The organism is Microbispora sp. NPDC004025 (assembly GCF_053604425.1).
Genome location: NZ_JBSGHN010000020.1, coordinates 45,106 through 65,523, shown reverse-complemented (window position 1 = coordinate 65,523; position 20,418 = coordinate 45,106). Strand labels below are relative to the sequence as shown.

Genomic DNA, 20,418 nt, shown 5'->3' with positions numbered 1-20,418 from the left:
GTTCAGGGGCGGCGGCGGGCCATCCAGAACCACAGCGACGTCAGGGCGGCGATCGCGACGCAGCCCCCGACGGCCATGCCGGCGAGGAAACCCGGCCCGTCACTGTCGGAGGGCCCCCACAGGATCCCGGGCACGACCACGGCGAGCAGGACCACGGCCATCAGCAGATAGAACCGCCGGCTGAAGAAGACGTTGCGGGCGGGGGCCACGGGCGGGGAGTCGAGCTGCGCGGCAGGTCCCACGCTGGCGGCCCTGGGCCGCTTGAAGTATCGGTAGTACATCCAGGTGCCGCAGGGCTCCCAGCCCTCGGGCGCCAGCCGCGCAGCCAGCGCGCGGCCCCCGCCCGGCGGCACCAGTTCCCTGCGGTACTCCCATCGCTGCGGCCGTTCCGGATCGCGGTGGCTGACGAACCTGCCGAGATGGTCGATCCGGTCGATCTCCCACCCCTGGTCGCCGAACCGGGCCAATGTCTGCCGGTCGGCGAAGATGTCCGCGGTCCACCGCCATTCGGTCGCGTCCGCCGGGTCGGCCTCGGGCGCGCGCGCCGCCAGCAACTGCCCCGCGAAGTCGCCGGCAGGACCGAACTCCTCCTCCGGGTCGGCGCCGGTCTCCGCGACGTACGCGGCGAGGTCGGAGACGGTGGCCTCGACCTGCTCCGGGGGCACGCCGCCCTCGCGCAGCAGGGCCTTCAACTCGTCGAGGTAGGTGCTCACTTCAGCCCTCCCGAGGCCAGCACTGTGCGTACGGACTCGTCGAACGCCAGCCACAGGCGGCCCTGCTCGGCCAGCGTCTGCCTGCCCTGTTCGGTCAGCCGGTAGTAGCGCCGGCCCGGCCCGCGCTCGGTCACCCGGAACTCGGCCGACACCAGGCCCGCCTCCTCCAGCCGGTTGAGCACGGGATAGAGCGTGCCTCCCCGGATCTGGCCGAGCCCCGAGCCTGCGAGCATCTTGGCGATCTCGTAGCCGTAGTTCTCGCCCTCCGTCAGGCTGGCCAGCACCAGCAGGTCGAGGACTCCCTTGAGCCAGCTCGCGCGGCGGTCGGTCGCCATGTGCCCATCCTCGCACGGTAGGACTGCTACCTAGGCCGCGTGGCCGACCGTCTTCGGGGCGGGCTGCGGCGTGCACACGAGGCCCCGGATGTCGATCAGGACGTGCATCAGGATCGGCAGCAGCAGGCTGCCGGTGGCGAGGTAGAGGCTGGTGAGCGCGCAACCCGCGAGGGCCACCGCGAGCATGCTCCTCCATCCCTGGTAGAGGTGGCCCGCCGTGAAGACCGCCAGGGCCAGGGCGGCGGCCGCGGTGGTGCTCAGCCCCAGGGCGCCGACGCCGAGCGCGATGAGCAGGCCACGGTAGACGATCTCCTCGCAGACGCCGGCGGTCACCGACATCGCGAGGGCGTGCCACCGCTCGGCGGACGTGCGCGGCAGCAGCTCCCGCACACCCGCCTGACCGGGCATCTCCCGGCCGGAGCTCGCCAGCCGGCGCGCCATCGCGACGCTGATCACGAGGGCACCGGACATGCCGGCGACCGCTGGGGCGACCGCGCCGAAGTTGCTCGGCATGGCGAAGCCCAGGTCCGCGGGGCGGGCCCCCGGGGACAGCACGAGGACCGCGGCCGTCACGGCGACCCAGGCCCACTCCTCGGTGATCCACAGCCGGTAGGCCCGCACCAGCGCCCTGGGCTCGTGGTCGCGGCGTCGTGCCAGCCGGTCGTACTGACGCTTGCCCAGCAGGGGGGCGACGAAGGCCAGATAGGCGGTCAGCGCGACCGCCAGGAGCAGGCCGGGGGGCGAGAAGCTCGCGGAGATGTTCATGGATTGCCGTCCTTCTTACCCGTATTGGCGACTTAGACGATAAAGCGAGCTAGTTAGGATTGCAACCTAGGTAGCGAAGGCGGAATTAGCCCGGAGACGATCGACGGCCGTGCTAGCGTTCGCGACATGAAGCGCGCCTGCCTGACGACGACGCCGGAGACCGTCCCGGCGCGCTGACACGTACCTTTCACCGAAGCCCCGGGGCGAGTGCCCCGGGGCTTCGTCGTCCGGTCACTCGCCTCGCCGCGGACGACACGCGAGGAGACCGCGATGCACGACCACCGCAAGCTGGGCCGCGAGCTCGGCCTGTTCGACACCGACCCGCTGATCGGCGCGGGGCTGCCCTACTGGCTGCCCGACGGCGCCGTCATCCGGCACACCCTGGAGGAGTACATCCGCGACGCCGAACGGCGGGCGGGCTACCGGCACGTGTACTCCCCCGTGCTGGGCAAACGGGAGCTGTACGAGATGTCGGGGCACTGGTCCCACTACAGCGACGACATGTTCCCGCCGATGGCCCTCGGTGGCGAGCAGGTCGTGCTGCGGCCGAGCCTGTGCCCCCACCACGCGTTGATCTACCGCTCCCGCGCGCACAGCTACCGGGAGCTGCCGCTGCGCGTCGCCGAGCTGGGCGGCATGTACCGCTCCGAATTGTCGGGCGTGCTCGGCGGGCTCACCCGGGTGCGGGCGATCCAGCTCAACGACGCGCACATCTTCTGCACTCTCGACCAGGTCGCCGGCGAGGCGGCCGGGGCCCTGGAGATGATCCGGCAGGCGTACGCCGTGCTCGGCATCCGCCCGGTCCGCTACCGGCTCTCGCTGCCGGGGGCCGGTGGGAAGTACGTCGCCGCACCCGGGATGTGGCGGCGGGCGACCGCCATGCTGACCGAGGTGCTCGACCGGTCCGGGCTGGCGTACGAGGCCGTGGAGGGCGAGGCGGCGTTCTACGGCCCGAAGATCGACGTGCAGATCGCCGACGGCGCCGGGCGCGAGGCCACCCTGTCCACCGTGCAGGTCGACTTCCACCAGCCCGAGCGGTTCGATCTGCGCTACATCGGCCCGGACGGCGGCAGGCACCGGCCCGTCATGGTCCACCGCAGCATCATCGGCAGCGTGGAGCGGGCGGTCGCGCACCTCATCGAGGTGTACGGCGGCGCCTTCCCCGCCTGGCTCGCCCCCACCCAGGTCGTGGTCCTGCCGGTGACCGAGGCCGAGGCGGCCCCGGCCGAGGCGCTCGTACGGCGCTGCGCCGAGCTGGGCCTGCGGGCGGAGATCTCCGGCCCCGAGCACGGCAGCCTGGGCGCCCGCGTCCGGGCCGCCCGTCTGGCGCCGTACCAGGCGGTGATCGGCGCGAAGGAGGCCGGGAGCGGCCAGGTGGCGCTGCGCCTGCGCGGCGGGCGCGCGCTGGAGCCGATGCCCGCCGCCGAGGCGCTGGCCCGCATCGGCGCTCTCGCCGAGGCCCGCTCCGCCGACCTGTGGGAACCGGCCGTCCAGCGGGCCTGACCGCGCCGCCGGCGCCGGCGGCGCCGCGGCTTCAGTCGTCGGCGAGTTGGGCGAACAGGCGGGAGGCGTCGGGCTGCTTCCACTCGATCCGGTTCGGATCCCGCGCCGCGGGCCGCCACGGCACGGTCAGGGCCGTGATCCGGGTGCCGGCCCGCTGCACGTCCACGGCCAGCGTGACCATGGCGTCCAGGTCCAGCCCCGCGTCGGTGGTGACCGACGCGGCGGCCACGCGGATGAAGGAGACCAGGGCGGCGGGCTCGTCGAGACGGGAGGCCTTCTTCAGCATCGCCTGCATCAGAGCCATGTTCCGCTTGATGCGGGCGCTGTCGGAGCCGTCGCCCACGTACCGCAGGCGCGCGTACGCCACCGCGGTCTCGCCGTTCACGATGGAGCGGCCGGCCGGCAGTTTCAGCTTCGACTTGGGGTCGTCCACCGCGCGGGGGAGGGTGACCGCGACGCCGCCGAGCGCGTCGACCAGCTTCGCCAGGCCGTCGTAGCGGATGGCGACGGCGTGGTCGACGCGCACGCCCGTCGTGGTCTCCACCGTCTTCCACGCGCAGGACAGACCGCCGATCGCGTACGCCTGATTGATCATGTCGCGGTGCGCGGCGACGGTCCGGCCGTCGGCGGACCGGCACTGCGGAATCCGGACCAGGGAGTCACGGGGCAGGCTGACGGCCGTCGCCCGTTTCCGGTCCGCGGACAACCGCAGCAGGACCATGAGGTCGCTGCGATCGCCGAGGTCGCGTGCGCCGTGCGGGGGCGGCTGGTCGGTGCCGAGGAGCAGCACGGTCAGCGCCTGGCCCTGCTTGAACGGACGGTCTCCCGTGGCCGGCGTCAGGAGGTGCGCGCCGGTGCTCCCGCGCAGCAGCACGGTCGGCACCACGACCAGCGCGGCGGTCACCACGGCGACCGCCGCCAGGGCGATCCAGCCCGCCCGGCGGCCGCGCGGCCATCTCGCCGGGCGCCGCCCGCGCCCGCCCGCCGCCACGTCGAGCAGGCGGGCCCGCTGGCGTACGAGCCCGGCGGGAGGCTCGTGCTCGAGGCCCCGGCCGAGATCGCGGAGCGTCGTGAGGTCGTCCATGGTCACTCCTCGTCCCGCAGCGGATTGGTGTGGCCGAGCGCCTCGCGCACCTTGCGGCGGGCCCGGTTCAGGCGTGAGCGCACCGTGCCCACGGGGATGCCGAGGGCCTGCGCCACCTCGTCGTACGACAGGTCCGCCCACGCGATGAGCAGCAGGACGTCGCGGTCGCCCTTCGGCAGGCGCGCGAGCGCGGAGGCGAGTAGCGGGCGGACGGCTGTCGCGCGCACGCCGTCCTCGACCCGTTCGGCGGGGGACTCCGCGACGTCGTCGAGAGGACTGCGGGTGAGCGCGCGATAGCGGGCGGCCTCGTCGCGGTGGTGCCGGGAGACGAGCCTGCTGACGATGCCGAACAGCCAGGGGCGGGCGTCCGGGCGGGTGAGGTCGTAGCGGTCCCGGCGCCGGAACGCGACGAGGAACGTCTCGCCCACCAGGTCCTCGGCGACCTCCGGGCCGAGGCGGCGGGACACGTAGCGGTAGAGCATCGACGCGTAGCGGTCGAACAGCGCCGCGAACGCCTCGGGCCGCGCCCTGGACTCGGCGATCAGGTCCGAGTCCTGGCGTGGGGTGGCAAGGGGGATCATCAACGACACCATGGCATCGAGCCGCACCTAATCCTCGGGGATCCGACAGCCATGTCTCGCCACTCGTGCCATGGGGAGTTCACGGGCGCTACTCGTCGACGTATACTCGCAAACGAGTATCAAGATGAGGTGAGGGGAATGGCCGGACGGCGGAAGGTGAACAACCTGCTGGGCCTGGCCGTGCTCGCCACCGTCGTCGAGCGGCCGATGCACCCGTACGAGATGGCCACGCTGATCCGCGCCCGCGGCAAGGACCGCGACATGGGCGTCAAGTGGGGCTCGCTCTACACGGTCGTGCGCAACCTGGAGAAACACGGGTTCCTGGCCGTGGAGGAGACCGTGCGGGAGGGGGCGCACCCCGAGCGCACGATCTACCGCATCACCGACGCCGGACGGGCGGAGCTAACCGACTGGGCGCGCGACCTCATCGCGACGCCGGAGCGGGAGCAGTCGCGGTTCCTGGCCGGTCTGTCGGTGGGCGCCGTGCTCCCGCCGGACGAGCTGGCCGGCCTGCTGCGCCGGCGGCTGGCCCTGCTCGACAAGGACATCGCGGCCCAGCGGGAGATGCTCGACACCTCACGCCGGGAGGTGCCGCGGCTGTTCCTCGTGGAGGCGGAGTACGAACTCGCCGTCCGCGAGGCCGAGGCGTCCTGGGTCCGCTCCTTCCTGGAGGAGCTGACCACGGGGTCGTTCCCCGGCCTGGAGCTGTGGCGGGCCTGGCACGAGTCCGGGCGGATGCCGCCGGAGGCGGCCGAACTCGCGGAAAGGGGCCGTACGACGGACTGAACCCCGGAAGAAGACGGACCCCGGCGAGGTGCGGGAACACCCGGCCGGGGCCCGTGACCCCCGAACCGAAACCGCGGGCGGAATCCGGCCGGAAGGTGGCAACCGCAAGGATAACCGGGCTCCCTCCGCGGGCCGGTTCGGACACGCACGATCCGGAACCGGAGGAGAACCATGGAAAAGATCACGAAGACCCAGGCGCCCGGCATGGAGGGCGCGATGGCCCGGTGGTACGCGCGGCAGCGTGCCTCGGCACCCCAGATCGCCGTCGTACGGCGGTACGCCGCACGGGTCACCGCCGGGCTGCCCGCCGGGGCGGCCGTCCTGGAGGTGGCTCCCGGGCCCGGTTACCTGGCCGTCGAGATGGCACGGCTCGGCTTCGCCGTGACCGCGCTCGACCTCAGCCGCACGTTCGTGGAGATCACCGCGGACAACGCCCGGCGGGCGGGGGTGCGCGTCGACGTGCGGCGGGGCGACGCCGCCGACCTCCCCTTCCCCGGCGGCTCGTTCGATTTGGTCGTCTGCCAGGCCGCGTTCAAGAACTTCGGGCGGCCCGTCCGCGCGCTGGACGAGATGCACCGGGTGCTGCGTCCCGGTGGCACCGCCGTGGTGCACGACATGAGCAGGGAGGCGTCCCGGGCCAACATCGACGAGGAGGTAAGGGGAATGGGGCTGACGCCGCTGAACTCCGTCCTGACCAAGGTGCCGCTGCTGATGCTGCGCCGCCGCGCCTACTCCCGCGACCTGTTCGCCCGCCTCGCCGCCGAGAGCGCGTTCGGCGCCTGCGAGATCCGCACGGAGGGGATCACCGCCGAAGTCCGGCTGACGAAGTAGGTCCAGAGCCTGGGGCGGGGCTCCCGGCCCCGCCCCGGGCGTACCGTCAGACGTACGCGGCGGTCATCGCGCCGAGCGTCTCGGTCATGTGCGTGCGCAGCTCCCCGAGGCGTACGTCGAGGATGATCGGCGCGATCTCCGGGTGGCTGTGGATCATCTCGCGCAGGCCGCTGTGCCCCGGGCCGTGCACGAAGCTGTGCCGCACCCGGGTCTGGCCGGGAAGGTCGCCGGGTTCGAGGTCGTAGCGCCAGGACGACGACGGGCGCTCCGGGTCGGCGGCGCGGTCGAGCACCAGCCAGGCGAACGAACGCGGCTTCTCGACCTCGGTCACGACGCAGTTCACCGTCCAGACCCGGTCCTCGCGGCGGTTGCGCCCCTCGAAGCGGGTTCCCACGGTGACCGGTCCCTCGCCGCCGTCGAGCAGGGCGGTGTGCTCGCACTCGGGGCTCCACTCGCTCACCCGGTGGACGGCGGTGATCAGGTCCCACAACCGCTCCCGCGGCATGTCGACGACGACCTCGAGGTCCACCCGCGAGCCGGTGATGCCGTAGTCCTCCATGCTGACCTCCGTGTGCGGCGTCCCGTTCCCCTCACCATGGACCAACGGCGTGCCGGTGAACAGACCGGCTGTTATCGCAGAATGCGCGGTTTCAGGACACGGCCGCGACGGCGGCGGGCTCCTCGTCGGCGACCCGCAGCCGGCGTACGCCGGGGGCCAGCAGCGCGGCCAGCGTGACCAGCACGATGATCGTCCCGCAGGCGACCAGCGCCGGTCGCGGCCCGACCGCGATGGCCGCCGGCCCGGCCAGCAGCAGGCCGAGCGGCCCGAACATCAGGGACCCGAGCGCGTCGTAGGAGCTCACCCGCGACAGCGACTCGGCCGGGATCTCGCGCTGCATGGTGGTCTGCCACAGCACGCCGAAGATGTCGAAGCACACCCCCATCACGAACGCGCCGCCGACGACCGTCCACAGGGGCGCGCTCATGCCCAGCAGCAGGTACGGCAGAGCCGTGGGCAGGGTGACGAGCGTTCCGAGCAGGATGGGCCGCCGCGGCCGCAGCCGCAGCGTGACGACCACCCCGACGATCATGCCGACGGCCTCGCCCGCCAGGACCGCCGACCAGGCGGGCGCCCCGCCGAGCGACTCCTTGGCGACCAGCGGCCCGAGCACGCCGTGGGCGGCCTGCAACGCCATGACCAGGATCGAGAACTGGGCGACGACCACCCACAGCCACTGCCGGGAGACGAACTCGCGCCAGCCGGCCCGCAGGTCGGCCAGCACCGAGTGCCCGCCGGCCGAGGTCCGCTCGGCGGGGGTGAGACGCAGCAGCGTGATCAGCGCGCCGGCCGTGGCGAACATCGCCCCGCTGACGGCCAGCGCCCACCCTCCGCCGAGCAGGACCACGGCGGCGCCGCTCAGCACCAGGCCGGCGACCCGGGAGATGTTCTGTCCCAGTCCCAGCAGGGCGTTGGCGGTCTGCAGCCGGTCGGCGGGCACGACGTCGGGGATGATGCCGGTCAGGGCGGGGAACAGGATCGCGGTCGCGACGCCGCTCACCGCGCTCGCGATCACCAGCGCGGGCAGCGGGGTCCACCCCGTCAGCATCATCGCGGCCAGGCAGAAGTACGCCAGCGCGTTGATCGACTCCCCCGCCGTCATGACCCGGTGGCGCGGCAGCCGGTCGGCTATCACCCCGCCCACCAGCATGAAGAGCACCATCGGCAACGCCTCGGCGGTGAGCACGGCCGACAGCGTCCTGCCGTCCGCGCCCGGGAGGCCGAGCACGCCGAAGGCGAGGGCCACCGGCGCGAAGGCGGTGCCGAGCACGGAGATCGTCCGGGCCGCCAGCAACAGGGCGAACCGCCGATCCCTGAGCATGCCGAGATCATGGCGGAAGCCAGGCATGAGAGAACTCCGGATGACGTGGAACACGAAGAGGGGGACACTCCATCGTGCCGTCCCCGCCCGCGCTCGTCACCTCATTTACGCCGTGGGCGCGCCGACGGCAGTGGAAGCGGAATGGCGGCGGCATCTGGCGCCGAGCCAGGCGCGGTAGTCGGGGGTGTGACTGGTCATCACGCTGGTGGGGGCCTCGTCGAACACGGCCTGCCACCGCGGCACGTTGAGCTGCCAGGGAGGTGGTGGCTCGTCCCACGTGACGCCGTCGGTCCACTTCGCCGCCGAGCCGCGCAGATGCCCGGGCAGCCGGTCGGCGAGCTCCGCCTTGATCCACGGGTCCCGCGAGTAGACGAGGATCGGCTGGGCGTCCTGCCGTTCGACGACGGGATCGACGATCTCCCGCCACGCGGAGGGTCCGTACGCCGGGTCGGCCAGGACGGGCGCCGCGGACTTCTTGATCTCGAGCAGCGCGACCAGTCCCCGGGCGCGGACGTGGTCGAGCCACTCCCGCAGCGTCGGCACACGCTCGCCCGCGTACGGGCCGCGGGCGACGCGGCGGTCCCGCAGGTCGCCCGGCCCGTCGGCCCACCAGGTCTCGCGGATCTCCTGCCGGGGGCCGGTCAGCCCGTTGGTCGTCCTGTTGTGCCACATGACGGCCTTCGCGCCCTGCCTCGTCAGCTGGACGTCGGCCTCCACGCCGTCGGCGCCCCACGACCACTGGTCGTCGACCGCCCGCAGCACGTTGGGCTGACGGATCGCGTCCTTCGCCTTGGCCCCGGCGCTCTTCGGGTAGCCGCCGTGACCGAAGACCAGCGGGCACGGCGGCAGGTCCGCGGCGGGCGCGGGAGCGGCGAGCACCGCGGCCGCGAGGGTCAGCGCCACACCCGCGCATGCCCCGGTCATCGTTCCTCCCGATTGCCGGCCAGCAGGCATTGTGCGCGGATGCGGGGCGCCGGGCGACCGGGCACAAGGACACGAAAAGTAAAAAATTCTCTAACTTTCAAGCGCCGACAAAGCGCGTGTGCCCAGGGCGGAAGGGCAGGACGTGACGGAACACCGCCGGGATACCAAAGGGCGTCCAGCACCTATCCTGGGCCGAGGCAGGTAACCTCTTCGGGAAGGCAAGAGCGATCCTCCCTACAGTCCGCTCTTGCGGATGCCTTGCGAAAGGTGGCCGGCGGATCGATGAGCGGAGGTGATCGCATCCTGCGGCTTACTCCAGTGAGCGGCCCGTCTGTCGACGCGGGCGAGTCGTCTGTCGAGGTGATGGCCGGGCTGGTGCAAGCCATGCTTGATGCGGTCTCCATTCAGGGTGTCTGGCTGGTGCCCATCCGCGACAAGGCCGGCGCGATCGCCGATTTCGAGGTGCTCGCCGCCAGTCCCGACGCGAGGGACGTCCGCGACCGGACCGGCAAGGAGCTCGTCGGTCTGCGCACGCTCGAGGCGTATCCGGGCGTCGACGGTTCCCCGCTGTGGGATGCCTACCTCCGTGTCATGGAGACGGGGGAACCCGAGGACGTCGATCCCTACGTCCACCGGGAGACCGGGGAAGGCGTCGCTCACCTGTCCACCTACGGCGTCCGCCTCGCCCGGCTGCACGGCGGCCTGTTCGCCTCCTGGGTGCGCCACGACAGGGAGGAGCGCCTGTCGGCCCGGCTGCTCCACACCGAGCGCCTGGGCCACCTCGGATGGGGGCACTGGAGCCTCATCACCGGCGAGGCCGAATGGTCGGACCAGCTCTACGTCATCCACGGGCGCGACCCGGCCGAGGGGCCGTTCGCGCTGGAGCACTACCGTGAGATCGCCCACCCCGACGACGTGCCGATCGTCGAGCACGCGCTCACGACGCTGACCAGCAGCGGCGGGCCGCACGAGTTCGAGGTCCGCGTCCGCGTCCGCGACGAATACCGGCACATCAGGGCCACGGCGGAGGTCAGCCGGGACGCGAACGGACGGCCCGTCGAGATCCACGGCGTCATACAGGACGTGACCGACTGGCGCAGGACCGCCTACGAGCTCGCCGAGGTCACCCAGCGGCTGGAGGAGGAGTCGCAGCTCACCGCGCGACTGCAGAGCATCATCCTGCCCGTGCAGGACGCGGTGCCCGGATTGCAGATCGGCGTGCGCTACTTCCCCGCCGAGACCGCTCCGCTGGGCGGCGACTGGTACCAGGCCATCCACCTCGACAACGGGCAGGCGCTGCTCGCCGTGGGCGACGTCGCCGGGCACGGCCTGGCCGCCGCCTCCGCGATGGCCAAGCTGCGGCACGCGATCACCGGGCTGGCCTTCGCCGACCACGACCCGGCGCAGATCCTCGTCGCGCTGAACCGGTTGCTGCGGCGGATGCGGCCCGACGTGCTGGCGACGTCGGTGGTGGCCCGCTACCGGACCAAGGACCGCACGCTGCAGTGGACCCACGCGGGTCACCCGCCGATGCTGCTGGTCCGGGGGAGCAGGGTCCATCGGCTGCTGCATCCGGGCGTGCTGCTCGGCGTCTTCGAGGACGTGAGTTACACCTGCGCCGAGATCCGGCTGGAGCCGGACGATCTGCTCCTCATGTTCACCGACGGTCTCATCGAGCGGCCGGGCCGGGACCTGTTCGAGGGCCTGGACATCCTCAGCGCCGCGATCGCCGAGACAGTGCCGAAGGTGCCGCCGCAGGATCGCGTGGCGGCGGTGATGGAGGCTCTGGCCCCGAGCAACACCGGCGACGACACCTGCATTCTGGTCGCGCGCATTCTGCCGAACTCCACGGAAGTGTCCTGATGTCTGATCTGCACAACATCTCGACAGCCGAGACCACGTTCGCCGCCGAGAGCACCGGAAGCATCGGACTGCTTACCGTGCGGGGGACCCTCGACTTCACCACCCACGAGGTGGCCACGGAATTCCTCGACAAGGCCTTCGCCCATTTCGGGCCGTACCTCGTCGTGAACCTGCTCGAACTGGACTTCCTCGACTCCAGGGCGACGGGCCTGCTGGTCAACTGCTGGAAGCGCGCGTTGGACGAGGGAGGCTGGCTGGCCCTCGTCGCGGTCGAGCAGGGCGCGGCCCGCGCGTTGTGGATCACCGGGCTGGCCTCCCACGTCCCGGTCTTCCCCACCGTCGCGGACGCCCTCGCCGCCGCGCCGTCCCGCGGCGCGGAGTAGCCCGCCGGCCCTCCATCCCGCGATCGACTCTCTCAGGTACCGCACGGGCGGGTAGAGCCCCGGAGCCGGGGGTAGCACCGAGAAGTCGGCCGTGGAGGGGGCGAAGGTCATGAAACGTCTCGTTGCCGGAGCGGCGGCCCTTGCCGCCGCGGGCCTGGGAGCGGCGCGATGGGCGGCCTCGCGCAGGCGTGTGCCGACCGGGGCGAAGGACCCCCTGGAGTCGAGCCGCTGGCTCGGCGTCACGGTCAACCGGCCGCCGGACGAGGTCGCCCCGGGCGGGAACCTGCCGGATCCGCTGGCCCGGGTGGACGCCGAGGTGCGGATGAACCGGGCGCCGGGCGACCGGGGCACGGAGATCTACGCCCGGCCGAGGGAGCACCGCGCCGGCGCCGACGGCGTCCTCGCCCGGTTGCGGGGTGACGATCCCCGTACGGCGATCCGTACGGCGCTGCGTGAGACGAAGTCCCTGCTGGAGACCGGCGACGTGCTGCGGTCGGACGAGGAGCTCGGGACGACCAGGCCGACGATGCCGGGCAAGGTGCTCGACATGGCGCTGGGACGTGCGGCGGAGGGGGGCCGGCTGTGAAGGCGCTGTGCTGGCAGGGCGTGAACGAGCTGTCGGTCGAGCAGGTGCCCGACCCCGCGATCCTCAACGCCCAGGACGCGATCGTGAAGGTGACGGCGAGCACCACCTGCGGTTCCGACCTGCACCTGCTCGGCGGGTACATCCCCGCGATGCGGGCCGGAGATGTCATCGGGCACGAGTTCATCGGCGAGATCGTCGACGTCGGCCCCGAGGTGAACCGGCACCGCGTGGGCGACCGCGTCGTGGTCTGCTCCATCATCGGATGCGGCCGCTGCTGGGCCTGCCGTCACGACCAGTGGTCGCTGTGCGAGAACAGCAACCCCAAGCCGGGCGTCACGGATCTGATGTGGGGTGGCACGACCGCCGGCATCTTCGGCTACTCCCACGCCATGGGCGGCTTCCGGGGCAGTCACGCCGAGTACATCCGCGTTCCCTTCGTCGACTACAACGCGTTCACCGTCCCCGAGGGCATCTTGGACCTCGACGCCCTGTTCGCCTCCGACGCGGCCCCGACCGGCTGGATGGGCGCCGAGCTCGGCGGCGTGAAGCCGGGAGACGTGGTCGCGGTGTGGGGGTGCGGCGGCGTCGGCCAGATGGCCGCCCGGGCCGCCATGCTGCTCGGCGCCGAACGGGTCATCGCGATCGACCGCTACCCGGAACGCCTCGCCATGACCGCCCGCCACGTCGGCTGCGAGGTGATCGACTACACGAGCACCGACGTCACCGCCGAGCTGCGCGAGCGCACCGGCGGCCGGGGCCCGGACGTGTGCGTCGAGGCCGTCGGCATGGAGGCCGACAGCACCGGGATCCAGCGCGTCTACGACGGGATCAAGCAGCAGCTCCGCCTGGAGCAGGACCGCCCGATCGCGGTACGCGAAGCGATCCACGCCTGCCGCAAGGGCGGCTCGGTCTTCGTGCTGGGGGTCTTCGCCGGATTCGTGGACAAGTTCCCGCTCGGCGCGCTGATGAACAAGGGGCTGACGCTACGGGGCGCGCAGCAGCACGGCCAGCGGTACATCCCGAAGCTCCTCGACCGGATCGCGAAGGGCGACCTGAAGACCTCCTACCTCGCGACGCACACGATGACGCTCGACGAGGGGCCGAAGGGCTACGACATGTTCAAGCACAAGAAGGACGGTTGCGTCCGCGCCGTCTTCCGGCCCTGGGCGTGACGTAGGGGGTCGCCCGCCGCCCCGAGGTGAGGCGGCGGGCGGGTGATCTCAGCGTACGGCTGGGGCGGCCAGCCGTTCCGCCTCATGGTGCAGTGCCTCGACCAGGACGAGCTCCAGGCGGAGTTCGTCGTCCACGAGGCCTTCGAGGACGTCCATCCGGGCCTCCTTGTTCCAAAGACGTCCCGCGGCACGCGGCGGTTGACCATGGCGCGACGCGAATCCGGATGGAACGAGGCAAGGGCTCCAGTCGGCCGCGCCGGACGTCGGCTACCCAGAACGGACGCGCCATCACTCACATCCGTCACAAAAGTCTCGGAAAACAAAAAATCCACCCCGAGGCGGAGTGGAGATCGAGGCATGCACATGCGATGCCCTATAGTGAGAGATTCCCAGTCATCTGAAAACAGACACTCTCACTAGGAGTTTATCACGGCAATGGGTGACCGTCAATCCGACTCCGCTCGCGCCGAAGCCCTGCGGATCGAACAGTCCTACGTCTCCATGCTGTACGACCGCCTCGACGTCGCCCGTGAGCGGGCCGGGCATCGCATGCGGGAGGCCCTGGCCCGCGGCGGCACGGGCACCCGGCAGGCCGTCGTGGAGCGGGAGGTGACGGCGGCCGAGCACTCCCGCCGCCTCGCGCAACTGTCGGCGGTCGAGCGCGGCCTGTGCTTCGGCCGCATCGACGACGCCGGCGGCGAGAGCCTCTACATCGGCCGCATCGGGCTGCGCGACGACGACCACACATCCGTGCTCGTCGACTGGCGAGCCCCCGCCGCCCGCCCCTTCTACGTCGCCACCCCCGGTGACCCGGGCGCCCTCGTACGCCGCCGCCACCTGCACACGCGGCACCGCGAGGTCGTGGGCATCGACGACGAGGTCTTCGACCTCGACCGGATGGCCGACGGAGACCGCCGGACGCTCGTCGGCGAGGCCGCATTGCTCGCGGCGCTGCGCCGCGGGCGCACCGGACGCATGGGCGAGGTCGTCGCCACCATCCAACGCGAGCAGGACCGGGTGATCCGCTCCGGCCTGGCCGGCGCGCTCGTCGTGCAGGGCGGGCCGGGCACGGGCAAGACCGTCGCCGCCCTGCACCGCGCGGCGTACCTGCTGTACACGCACCGCGACACGCTGGAGCGGCGCGGCGTGCTCGTCATCGGTCCCAACGCGACGTTCTCCCGCTACATCAGCCAGGTGCTGCCCGCGCTGGGCGAGACGCAGGTGGTGCTGACGAGCATGGGCGGGCTCCATCCCGGGGTGCGGGCCACCGCCGAGGACGAGCCGGCCGCCGCCGTCGTCAAGGGCGACCCGCGCATGGCCCGGGTGGTCGAGGAGGCGGTGCGCGATCGCCAGCGCGTGCCGGAAGGCGACCTGGAGGTGAAGATCCCCGTACGCACGTCGGTGCGCGGCGGCGTGGAGGTGGTGGTCGAGGAGATGGCGCTGCGGGTGGACCACGCCACCTGCCTGCGGGCCCGGGATCGCGCCCGCGGCCTGCGGCGTCAGCACAACATCGCCCGGTGGACGTTCATGGACCAGATGTTGCGGGCACTGGCGCTGGACGAGGCGGCGCGGCTCGACCGGCCGCTGGAGGACGGCGACCTGAGGTACGCCGCCACGACCCTGTGGGAGCACCGGCCGGTGCGCGACGCGCTCGACGCCCTGTGGACGGAGATCACCCCGGAGCGGCTCGTCCGCGAGCTTCTGTCGGACGAGGAACGGCTGCGTGCGGCGGCCGGGCCGTACCTGACGGAGGAGGAGCGCGCGCTCCTGCTGCGGCCCCGCGAGGCGCCGTGGACGGTCGGCGACGTCCCCCTGCTGGACGAGGCCGCCGAACTGCTCGGCGAGTACGACTACGGGGCCGGGGCCAGGCGGCGCCGCGCGGAGGAGGAGCGGCGCGAGGAGGAGCTGTACGCCCGGGAAGTGCTGACGATCACCGACGTCGACCCCGTGCTCGACGCGACCCTGCTGGCCGGCCGCAACCGCGACGACGGAGCGTACGTGACGACCGCGGACCGGGCCGCCCGCGACCGCACCTGGGCGTACGGGCACGTGATCGTGGACGAGGCGCAGGAGCTGTCGGCGATGGCCTGGCGGACGATCATGCGCCGGGTCCCTGCCCGCTCCCTCACGGTGGTCGGCGACATCGCCCAGACCGGCTCGGCCGCGGGCGCGCGCTCCTGGGGCGAGATGCTCGACCCCTATGTGAAGGGACGCTGGCGGGAGGAGCGCCTGCTGGTCAACTACCGGACGCCGGCGGAGATCATGGAGGTCGCCGCCGACGTGCTGCGCGCCGTGGCGCCCGGGGAGGAGCCGCCCGAGTCGGTCCGCTTCGGCGGCGCCCGCCCCCGCGCCCTGCCCGCCGCCGGGACCGACCTGCGACTGCTCGTGGAGTCGGAGCTGCGTCAGATCGAAGAGGGACGGGTCTGCGTCGTCACGCCGGACGCCCGGCACGCGGAGGTCGCCGCGCTGTTCCCCGAGGCCGTCGACCCCCTGGACAGCCCGGTCGCCGTTCTCACCGTACGGAGCTCGAAGGGCCTGGAATTCGACGCCGTCGTGGTCGTGGACCCCGAGGGCATCCTGAGCCAGTCGCCCAAAGGTGGCCAGGACCTGTACGTCGCCATCACCCGGGCGACCCGGCGGCTCACCGTGCTCTACGAGGACCGTCTGCCCGCCATGCTCCACCGTCTGGCCATCTAGGCGAACACCGAGCGCCCCGACGGCGAAGCGGGCAACACCGAGCGAGCCGGAGGGGCGCGCCGCCGGTCTGGACTGAGGAGAGAGGGAGTGAGGAACGAACTCCCGAACGACGAGGGAAGACGGCGGGAGTGAGCGCCCCGACGAGCGAAGCGGGAAACACAGTACGGCCGGCGTGGGGGACGCCGGCCGTACTGGGTGGCTGTGAGGGATGAGCTAGGGCATTTTTCCCGAGATTTCGTCGGCGGCCCTGTCGGCCTTCTCGCCGACTTCCCCGGCCTTGTCTCCGACCCACTTGCTGGCGTCGGAGCCGGTGTGCCGCATGCTCTCCCGCATCGTCTCGGTCCAGCGCTGGGCGTTGTTCCGATACATCGCCACACCGACCGCGCCGATCGCGACGCCGCTCAGCAACGCGAGGACCGGCCAGCGCCGGCGCGTCTTCTTGGTGCTGGAGACGTCGATCCGGCGGGCCATCTCGGTCAGGAACGCGCTCACGATCGGCGCGATCTGCTCCTCGACCGACTGCGCCGCCTGGTCGAGCTTCGGCGCCGCCCAGACCCTGGCGTCCTCGATCCGGTGCGTCGCGAGATCCCGGGCGGTCTCCGCCACCGGGCTCACCCGGCCGCCGGCTCTCCTCGCCTGGTCTCTCATCCTGCTCAACCACGTCTGCGGGATGACCACTTCGGCGCGGCGCCTTCTGTTCATTGTCAGGGACACGATCAACCTCCCCTATCGACGGGGCCCCGGAACGACCCCTTCCCGGATGGTCGCGACGTAATCACGAGCAGTGCTTGAAGGCATGCTCGATACCCTGTTCACGGACAACAAACACGATCAGACAAAGGGGGCGGCCCTCGTGGCTGACAACCTCATCGCGAATCTGCGCACGAACCACGGCACGATCCGCGTCCAGCTTTTCCCCAACAAGGCGCCGAAGACCGTGCGTAACTTCGTGGAACTCGCCGAGGGCACCCGGGAGTGGACCCACCCGGAGACCGGCGAGAAGCAGACGAACGTCAAGCTCTACGACGGCACGATTTTCCACCGGGTCATCAGCGGCTTCATGATCCAGGGCGGTGACCCGCTCGGCCAGGGCGTCGGCGGCCCCGGCTACAGCTTCGACGACGAGATCCACCCGGAGAACCAGTTCAACCGGCCGTACCTGCTCGCCATGGCGAACGCGGGCAAGCGGTTCGGCAAGGGCACCAACGGCTCGCAGTTCTTCATCACGGTGAGCCCGCAGCCGCACCTCAACCAGGGCCACACGATCTTCGGCGAGGTGATCGAGGGCACCGAGGTGGTCGACGCGATCGCCAAGGCCCCCACCGGCCGCAACGACCGCCCGGTGAACGACGTGGTGCTCGAAGAGGTCACCATCGAGCGGTCCTGACGCCGCGACGCCCGATCCCGGCGCCCCGGCCGCGGCGAACGCGCGGCCGGGGCGTTTCCGGCTTATAGGCTGGCTCGTGGATGCGCTCCCGCACAGGGACACGCCAGGAAAGGACCCCATGACCTCCCAGCCTCCGCCGCCCCCGCAGCCGGGGGCGCAAGCCGTACCCACCTGCTACCGGCACCCCGACCGCGAGACCTACGTCCGCTGCCAGCGCTGTGAGCGCCCGATCTGCCCCGACTGCATGCGGGACGCGGCGGTCGGTCACCAGTGTCCCGAGTGCGTCCGCGAGGGCAACCGGGAGGTGCGGCAGGCCCGTTCCACGTTCGGCGGCGCCGCCGTCGCCACGCCCCGCGTCACGTGGACGCTGCTGGTCCTCAACGTGCTCGCGTACGGGGCGGAGGTCCTGCGCCCGGACGAGGTCATCAACGAATTCGCCATGTCGTCGGTCCGGGTCTACCTCGGCGAGTGGTGGCGGCTGGTCACGAGCGCCTTCCTGCATTCCCCGCCGCCCTCTTTCTGGCACATCCTGTTCAACATGTGGGCGCTCTACGCGCTCGGTCCCGAACTGGAGCGCAGGCTCGGCTCGGGCCGGTTCGCCACGCTCTACCTGTTGTCGGCGCTGGGCGGCTCGGTCGCCATCTACCTGTTCGGCACGGCGGCCGTCGGCGCGTCCGGCGCCATCTACGGCCTGTTCGGCGCGTTGTTCGTCGTGGCCCGCAGGCTCGGGTACGACGCGCGCGGCGTCCTGTGGCTGATCGGCATCAACGTGGTGCTGACGTTCGTCGTCCCGGGCATCAGCTGGCAGGGCCACCTCGGCGGGCTCGTGACCGGAGCGGTCGTCGCGGCGGGCTTCGCCTACGCGCCGCGCCGCAACCGCGCCCTCGTGCAGTTCGGCGTCGCCGTGGCCGTGCTGGTGGCGCTGGTCCTGCTCGTCACCATGCTCCCGCCGTACGGCCTGCGCCTGGAGGGCGCATTCACCTGACGGTCTCCGGGGCTCCCTGGGTGATGCGGTCGAGCCAGCGCAGCAGCAGGGCGGTCTCGACCGGCTCCAGTGCCCCGGTGCCGGCGAGGCCGAGTTGCGCGCGCAGGCGCAGCGCGGCCTCGCGCAGGGGATCGCCGTCGTCCCGCGCGGTCGTCTCGCTGAGCACGTGCGCGAACACGGCGTCGCGCATGCGGTGCGACACCGTGGGGTCGTCGAAGCGCTCCGGACTGGCGAGGTGATCGAGGGCGGCGCCGACGCTCGCGGACAGGATCAGCCGGGCGGCGACGGACGGCTCGACCCTCAGCGCGCCGACCGCCGCGCACCGTACGAGCGTGGCCTCCAGGAGGTCGGACACGCGGTCGCGAGCCGTGGAGTGGGACCACGGCCGCGGGGTGAACATGAGCTGGTAGAGGGCCGGGTTCTCCCGCGCGAACGCCATGTGGCCGTCCCAGCCGGCCCGCAGGTCGGTCACCGGATCGGCCGTCTGCTCCTGGGCGGCCTTGAGCGTGGCGTAGCGCTCGTATCCGTGGTCGGCGACGGCGTCGAGGAGCCCCCGCTTGTCGCCGAACAGCCGGTAGAGCACGGGCTGGGTCACGCCGACGGCCTCACAGACCGCCCGGGTGGCGATGTCGTTGTCGGACGACGCCGCGAGTTGCTTCTCGGCGGCCTCGATCATCGCCGCGCGTAGGGACTCCGCATCTGCCATGTAACCAATGATACGGACTTCCGCTAGCGCCGATACGGAGTTCGTGCTAGCGTCTCTCTCATAACGCCGATACGGAAGATGCGTATCGGCGATATAGATACCAAGGGGGGTTCTCCAATGAGTGATCAGCGCGTGGCCGTCGTCACCGGCGGCTCCCGCGGGATCGGCCGGGCCGTCGCGACGACGCTCGCCGGCCGCGGTCTCGCGGTCGTCGTGGGATACCAGGGGTCGTCCTCGGCGGCGGGCGAGGTGGTCGACGCGATCACGTCGGCCGGCGGCCGGGCGATCGCGGCGCAGGCCGACGTCGCCGACGAGAACGCGGTCGCGGCGATGTTCGACGCGGCGGACAAGGCTTTCGGCGGTGTCGACGTGGTCGTCAACTCGGCGGGGCGTCTGTCGCTGTCCCCGATCGCCGACCTCGACCTCGACGACCTGGACGCGCTGCACCGGACCAACATCCGCGGCACCTTCGTGGTCGCGCGGGAGGCCGCGCGCCGCCTGCGCGATGGGGGCGCGATCATCACGATGTCCACGTCCGTCGTGGGCCTGCAACTGCCGAACTACGGCGCGTACGTCGCCAGCAAGGGCGCCGTCGAGGCGATGACGCTCGTGCTCGCCCGTGAGCTGCGGGGGCGGGACATCACCGTCAACGCGGTCGCGCCCGGGCCGACCGCCACCGAGCTGTTCTTCGACGGGAAGGACGAGGCCACGATCGAGCGGCTGGCCAAGCAGCCCCCGCTGGAGCGGCTCGGCACGCCGGAGGACATCGCGGAGGTCGTCGCCTTCCTGACGAGCCCCGCGGGGCACTGGGTCAACGGGCAGGTCGTGCGTGCCAACGGCGGCATCGTCTGACGCCGCCGGGCCGTCTCACAGCAGTCCGCGGGGAGCTGCCCCCGCATCGACGTCCGAGGACGTCCTGTCCTCGGCCGCCTCACTTCAGATAGACATCACCGGAGGTAACGACCATGCCGTTCGCCAACCTCAAGGTGCCCGCCGGCACCCTGACCACCGAGTCCAAGAAGAAGCTCATCGACGCCGTCACCGACGCGTACGCCGCCGTGTACGGCGAGCGGGCCCGGGCGACCACGTTGGTCCTCGTCGAGGAGGTCGCCGACGGCGGCTGGGGCCTCGGCGGCAACGTCCTCACCGCCGAGATGCTCGGCCGTAGCTGAGCCTCACCGGGGCCGGACCGAACGCTCCGCACGCCGGTCCGGCCCGGACCGTCACGTCAGGTCCG

At 71.9% G+C, this 20,418-nt stretch carries 22 protein-coding genes; 12 read left to right on the top strand and 10 right to left on the bottom strand.

Features of this window, described 5'->3' with window-relative positions:
* Nucleotides 1–2 precede the first annotated feature (2 nt).
* The 3 genes from ACWEQG_RS35170 to ACWEQG_RS35160 are packed head-to-tail and all read right to left on the bottom strand — an operon-like array spanning nt 3 to nt 1,813.
* Complete coding sequence (locus ACWEQG_RS35170; protein WP_452291478.1) at nt 3–713, bottom strand: hypothetical protein; 711 nt, start codon at nt 711–713, stop codon at nt 3–5.
* Nucleotides 710–1,048 carry a PadR family transcriptional regulator gene (locus tag ACWEQG_RS35165; protein WP_193201864.1) on the bottom strand — a complete coding sequence of 113 codons (339 nt, stop codon included), beginning with the start codon at nt 1,046–1,048 and terminating at the stop codon, nt 710–712. The genes ACWEQG_RS35170 and ACWEQG_RS35165 overlap by 4 nt, the downstream gene beginning before the upstream one ends.
* A gap of 30 nt (nt 1,049–1,078) precedes the next feature.
* Nucleotides 1,079–1,813, bottom strand: a complete 735-nt coding sequence (locus ACWEQG_RS35160) for a CPBP family intramembrane glutamic endopeptidase (protein WP_452291476.1) — start codon at nt 1,811–1,813, stop codon at nt 1,079–1,081.
* A gap of 207 nt (nt 1,814–2,020) precedes the next feature.
* Here ACWEQG_RS35160 and thrS point away from each other — a divergent pair, with 207 nt between their 5' ends.
* Entirely contained in the window at nt 2,021–3,316 is a 1,296-nt protein-coding gene (thrS, locus tag ACWEQG_RS35155; protein ID WP_452291474.1) for a threonine--tRNA ligase, read from the top strand.
* Between the two features lie 31 nt (nt 3,317–3,347).
* Here thrS and ACWEQG_RS35150 read toward each other — a convergent pair whose 3' ends face one another.
* Together ACWEQG_RS35150 and ACWEQG_RS35145 are read right to left on the bottom strand one after the other, a co-directional pair.
* Nucleotides 3,348–4,400: an LCP family protein gene (locus ACWEQG_RS35150; RefSeq protein ID WP_452291472.1), complete on the bottom strand. Its 1,053-nt coding sequence runs from the start codon at nt 4,398–4,400 to the stop codon at nt 3,348–3,350.
* 2 nt (nt 4,401–4,402) lie between these two features.
* Entirely contained in the window at nt 4,403–4,981 is a 579-nt protein-coding gene (locus tag ACWEQG_RS35145) for an RNA polymerase sigma factor (protein ID WP_363468143.1), read from the bottom strand.
* A gap of 138 nt (nt 4,982–5,119) precedes the next feature.
* Here ACWEQG_RS35145 and ACWEQG_RS35140 point away from each other — a divergent pair, with 138 nt between their 5' ends.
* Nucleotides 5,120–5,767 (top strand): PadR family transcriptional regulator, encoded by a 648-nt coding sequence (locus ACWEQG_RS35140; protein ID WP_452291470.1) that lies wholly within the window; start codon nt 5,120–5,122, stop codon nt 5,765–5,767.
* Between the two features lie 171 nt (nt 5,768–5,938).
* Nucleotides 5,939–6,598: a class I SAM-dependent methyltransferase gene (locus ACWEQG_RS35135; protein ID WP_452291468.1), complete on the top strand. Its 660-nt coding sequence runs from the start codon at nt 5,939–5,941 to the stop codon at nt 6,596–6,598.
* A 46-nt stretch (nt 6,599–6,644) separates the two neighbouring features.
* On the opposite strand, the gene ACWEQG_RS35130 is transcribed toward ACWEQG_RS35135, so the two are convergent.
* From ACWEQG_RS35130 to ACWEQG_RS35120, 3 genes are all read right to left on the bottom strand, one after another.
* The gene (locus tag ACWEQG_RS35130; RefSeq protein WP_452291466.1) at nt 6,645–7,157 is read right to left on the bottom strand and encodes an SRPBCC family protein; all 513 of its coding nucleotides are present in this window, start codon (nt 7,155–7,157) and stop codon (nt 6,645–6,647) included.
* 91 nt (nt 7,158–7,248) lie between these two features.
* On the bottom strand, nt 7,249–8,478 hold the full coding sequence (locus tag ACWEQG_RS35125) for an MFS transporter (protein ID WP_452291464.1): 1,230 nt from the start codon (nt 8,476–8,478) through the stop codon (nt 7,249–7,251).
* A 105-nt stretch (nt 8,479–8,583) separates the two neighbouring features.
* Nucleotides 8,584–9,402 (bottom strand): glycerophosphodiester phosphodiesterase, encoded by an 819-nt coding sequence (locus ACWEQG_RS35120; protein ID WP_452291462.1) that lies wholly within the window; start codon nt 9,400–9,402, stop codon nt 8,584–8,586.
* A 384-nt stretch (nt 9,403–9,786) separates the two neighbouring features.
* Between ACWEQG_RS35120 and ACWEQG_RS35115 the strand changes: the two genes are divergently transcribed.
* The 5 genes from ACWEQG_RS35115 to ACWEQG_RS35095 all read left to right on the top strand — a co-directional run bounded on the left by ACWEQG_RS35115 (nt 9,787) and on the right by ACWEQG_RS35095 (nt 16,103).
* Nucleotides 9,787–11,265: a SpoIIE family protein phosphatase gene (locus ACWEQG_RS35115; protein ID WP_452291460.1), complete on the top strand. Its 1,479-nt coding sequence runs from the start codon at nt 9,787–9,789 to the stop codon at nt 11,263–11,265.
* A complete protein-coding gene (locus ACWEQG_RS35110) occupies nt 11,265–11,648 on the top strand; it encodes an STAS domain-containing protein (RefSeq protein WP_452291458.1) in 384 nt (127 codons plus the stop codon). Before ACWEQG_RS35115 ends, ACWEQG_RS35110 begins: the two co-directional genes overlap by 1 nt.
* Before the next feature lie 109 nt (nt 11,649–11,757).
* On the top strand, nt 11,758–12,234 hold the full coding sequence (locus ACWEQG_RS35105) for a hypothetical protein (protein WP_452291456.1): 477 nt from the start codon (nt 11,758–11,760) through the stop codon (nt 12,232–12,234).
* Nucleotides 12,231–13,406 carry a zinc-dependent alcohol dehydrogenase gene (locus ACWEQG_RS35100; protein WP_452291454.1) on the top strand — a complete coding sequence of 392 codons (1,176 nt, stop codon included), beginning with the start codon at nt 12,231–12,233 and terminating at the stop codon, nt 13,404–13,406. The genes ACWEQG_RS35105 and ACWEQG_RS35100 overlap by 4 nt, the downstream gene beginning before the upstream one ends.
* Before the next feature lie 435 nt (nt 13,407–13,841).
* Nucleotides 13,842–16,103 carry a HelD family protein gene (locus ACWEQG_RS35095; protein WP_452291453.1) on the top strand — a complete coding sequence of 754 codons (2,262 nt, stop codon included), beginning with the start codon at nt 13,842–13,844 and terminating at the stop codon, nt 16,101–16,103.
* A 213-nt stretch (nt 16,104–16,316) separates the two neighbouring features.
* On the opposite strand, the gene ACWEQG_RS35090 is transcribed toward ACWEQG_RS35095, so the two are convergent.
* Nucleotides 16,317–16,751 carry a hypothetical protein gene (locus ACWEQG_RS35090; RefSeq protein ID WP_452291451.1) on the bottom strand — a complete coding sequence of 145 codons (435 nt, stop codon included), beginning with the start codon at nt 16,749–16,751 and terminating at the stop codon, nt 16,317–16,319.
* A 205-nt stretch (nt 16,752–16,956) separates the two neighbouring features.
* Between ACWEQG_RS35090 and ACWEQG_RS35085 the strand changes: the two genes are divergently transcribed.
* Together ACWEQG_RS35085 and ACWEQG_RS35080 are read left to right on the top strand one after the other, a co-directional pair.
* Entirely contained in the window at nt 16,957–17,490 is a 534-nt protein-coding gene (locus ACWEQG_RS35085; protein ID WP_346228725.1) for a peptidylprolyl isomerase, read from the top strand.
* Nucleotides 17,491–17,608: 118 nt separating this feature from the next.
* The gene (locus tag ACWEQG_RS35080; RefSeq protein ID WP_452291449.1) at nt 17,609–18,475 is read left to right on the top strand and encodes a rhomboid family intramembrane serine protease; all 867 of its coding nucleotides are present in this window, start codon (nt 17,609–17,611) and stop codon (nt 18,473–18,475) included.
* Here the strand turns inward: ACWEQG_RS35080 and ACWEQG_RS35075 are convergent.
* Nucleotides 18,468–19,181 carry a TetR/AcrR family transcriptional regulator gene (locus tag ACWEQG_RS35075; RefSeq protein ID WP_452291447.1) on the bottom strand — a complete coding sequence of 238 codons (714 nt, stop codon included), beginning with the start codon at nt 19,179–19,181 and terminating at the stop codon, nt 18,468–18,470. The genes ACWEQG_RS35080 and ACWEQG_RS35075 overlap by 8 nt on opposite strands.
* 117 nt (nt 19,182–19,298) lie before the next feature.
* Between ACWEQG_RS35075 and ACWEQG_RS35070 the strand changes: the two genes are divergently transcribed.
* Both ACWEQG_RS35070 and ACWEQG_RS35065 read left to right on the top strand, forming a co-directional pair.
* Nucleotides 19,299–20,033: an SDR family oxidoreductase gene (locus ACWEQG_RS35070; RefSeq protein ID WP_452291445.1), complete on the top strand. Its 735-nt coding sequence runs from the start codon at nt 19,299–19,301 to the stop codon at nt 20,031–20,033.
* Between the two features lie 113 nt (nt 20,034–20,146).
* Complete coding sequence (locus ACWEQG_RS35065) at nt 20,147–20,353, top strand: 4-oxalocrotonate tautomerase family protein (protein WP_346228721.1); 207 nt, start codon at nt 20,147–20,149, stop codon at nt 20,351–20,353.
* The last annotated feature ends 65 nt before the right edge of the window (nt 20,354–20,418 follow it).

Coding starts and splice junctions, on each gene's coding strand:
- ACWEQG_RS35070 (WP_452291445.1), top strand. CDS start 19,299: ATGAGTGATCAGCGCGTGGCCGTCGTCACCGGCGGCTCCCGCGGGATC.
- ACWEQG_RS35160 (WP_452291476.1), bottom strand. CDS start 1,813: ATGAACATCTCCGCGAGCTTCTCGCCCCCCGGCCTGCTCCTGGCGGTC.
- ACWEQG_RS35065 (WP_346228721.1), top strand. CDS start 20,147: ATGCCGTTCGCCAACCTCAAGGTGCCCGCCGGCACCCTGACCACCGAG.
- ACWEQG_RS35115 (WP_452291460.1), top strand. CDS start 9,787: ATGCTTGATGCGGTCTCCATTCAGGGTGTCTGGCTGGTGCCCATCCGC.
- ACWEQG_RS35090 (WP_452291451.1), bottom strand. CDS start 16,751: ATGAGAGACCAGGCGAGGAGAGCCGGCGGCCGGGTGAGCCCGGTGGCG.
- ACWEQG_RS35135 (WP_452291468.1), top strand. CDS start 5,939: ATGGAAAAGATCACGAAGACCCAGGCGCCCGGCATGGAGGGCGCGATG.
- ACWEQG_RS35125 (WP_452291464.1), bottom strand. CDS start 8,478: ATGCTCAGGGATCGGCGGTTCGCCCTGTTGCTGGCGGCCCGGACGATC.
- ACWEQG_RS35080 (WP_452291449.1), top strand. CDS start 17,609: ATGACCTCCCAGCCTCCGCCGCCCCCGCAGCCGGGGGCGCAAGCCGTA.
- ACWEQG_RS35110 (WP_452291458.1), top strand. CDS start 11,265: ATGTCTGATCTGCACAACATCTCGACAGCCGAGACCACGTTCGCCGCC.
- ACWEQG_RS35140 (WP_452291470.1), top strand. CDS start 5,120: ATGGCCGGACGGCGGAAGGTGAACAACCTGCTGGGCCTGGCCGTGCTC.
- ACWEQG_RS35095 (WP_452291453.1), top strand. CDS start 13,842: ATGGGTGACCGTCAATCCGACTCCGCTCGCGCCGAAGCCCTGCGGATC.
- ACWEQG_RS35105 (WP_452291456.1), top strand. CDS start 11,758: ATGAAACGTCTCGTTGCCGGAGCGGCGGCCCTTGCCGCCGCGGGCCTG.
- ACWEQG_RS35075 (WP_452291447.1), bottom strand. CDS start 19,181: ATGGCAGATGCGGAGTCCCTACGCGCGGCGATGATCGAGGCCGCCGAG.
- ACWEQG_RS35165 (WP_193201864.1), bottom strand. CDS start 1,048: ATGGCGACCGACCGCCGCGCGAGCTGGCTCAAGGGAGTCCTCGACCTG.
- ACWEQG_RS35120 (WP_452291462.1), bottom strand. CDS start 9,402: ATGACCGGGGCATGCGCGGGTGTGGCGCTGACCCTCGCGGCCGCGGTG.
- ACWEQG_RS35145 (WP_363468143.1), bottom strand. CDS start 4,981: ATGATCCCCCTTGCCACCCCACGCCAGGACTCGGACCTGATCGCCGAG.
- ACWEQG_RS35130 (WP_452291466.1), bottom strand. CDS start 7,157: ATGGAGGACTACGGCATCACCGGCTCGCGGGTGGACCTCGAGGTCGTC.
- ACWEQG_RS35150 (WP_452291472.1), bottom strand. CDS start 4,400: ATGGACGACCTCACGACGCTCCGCGATCTCGGCCGGGGCCTCGAGCAC.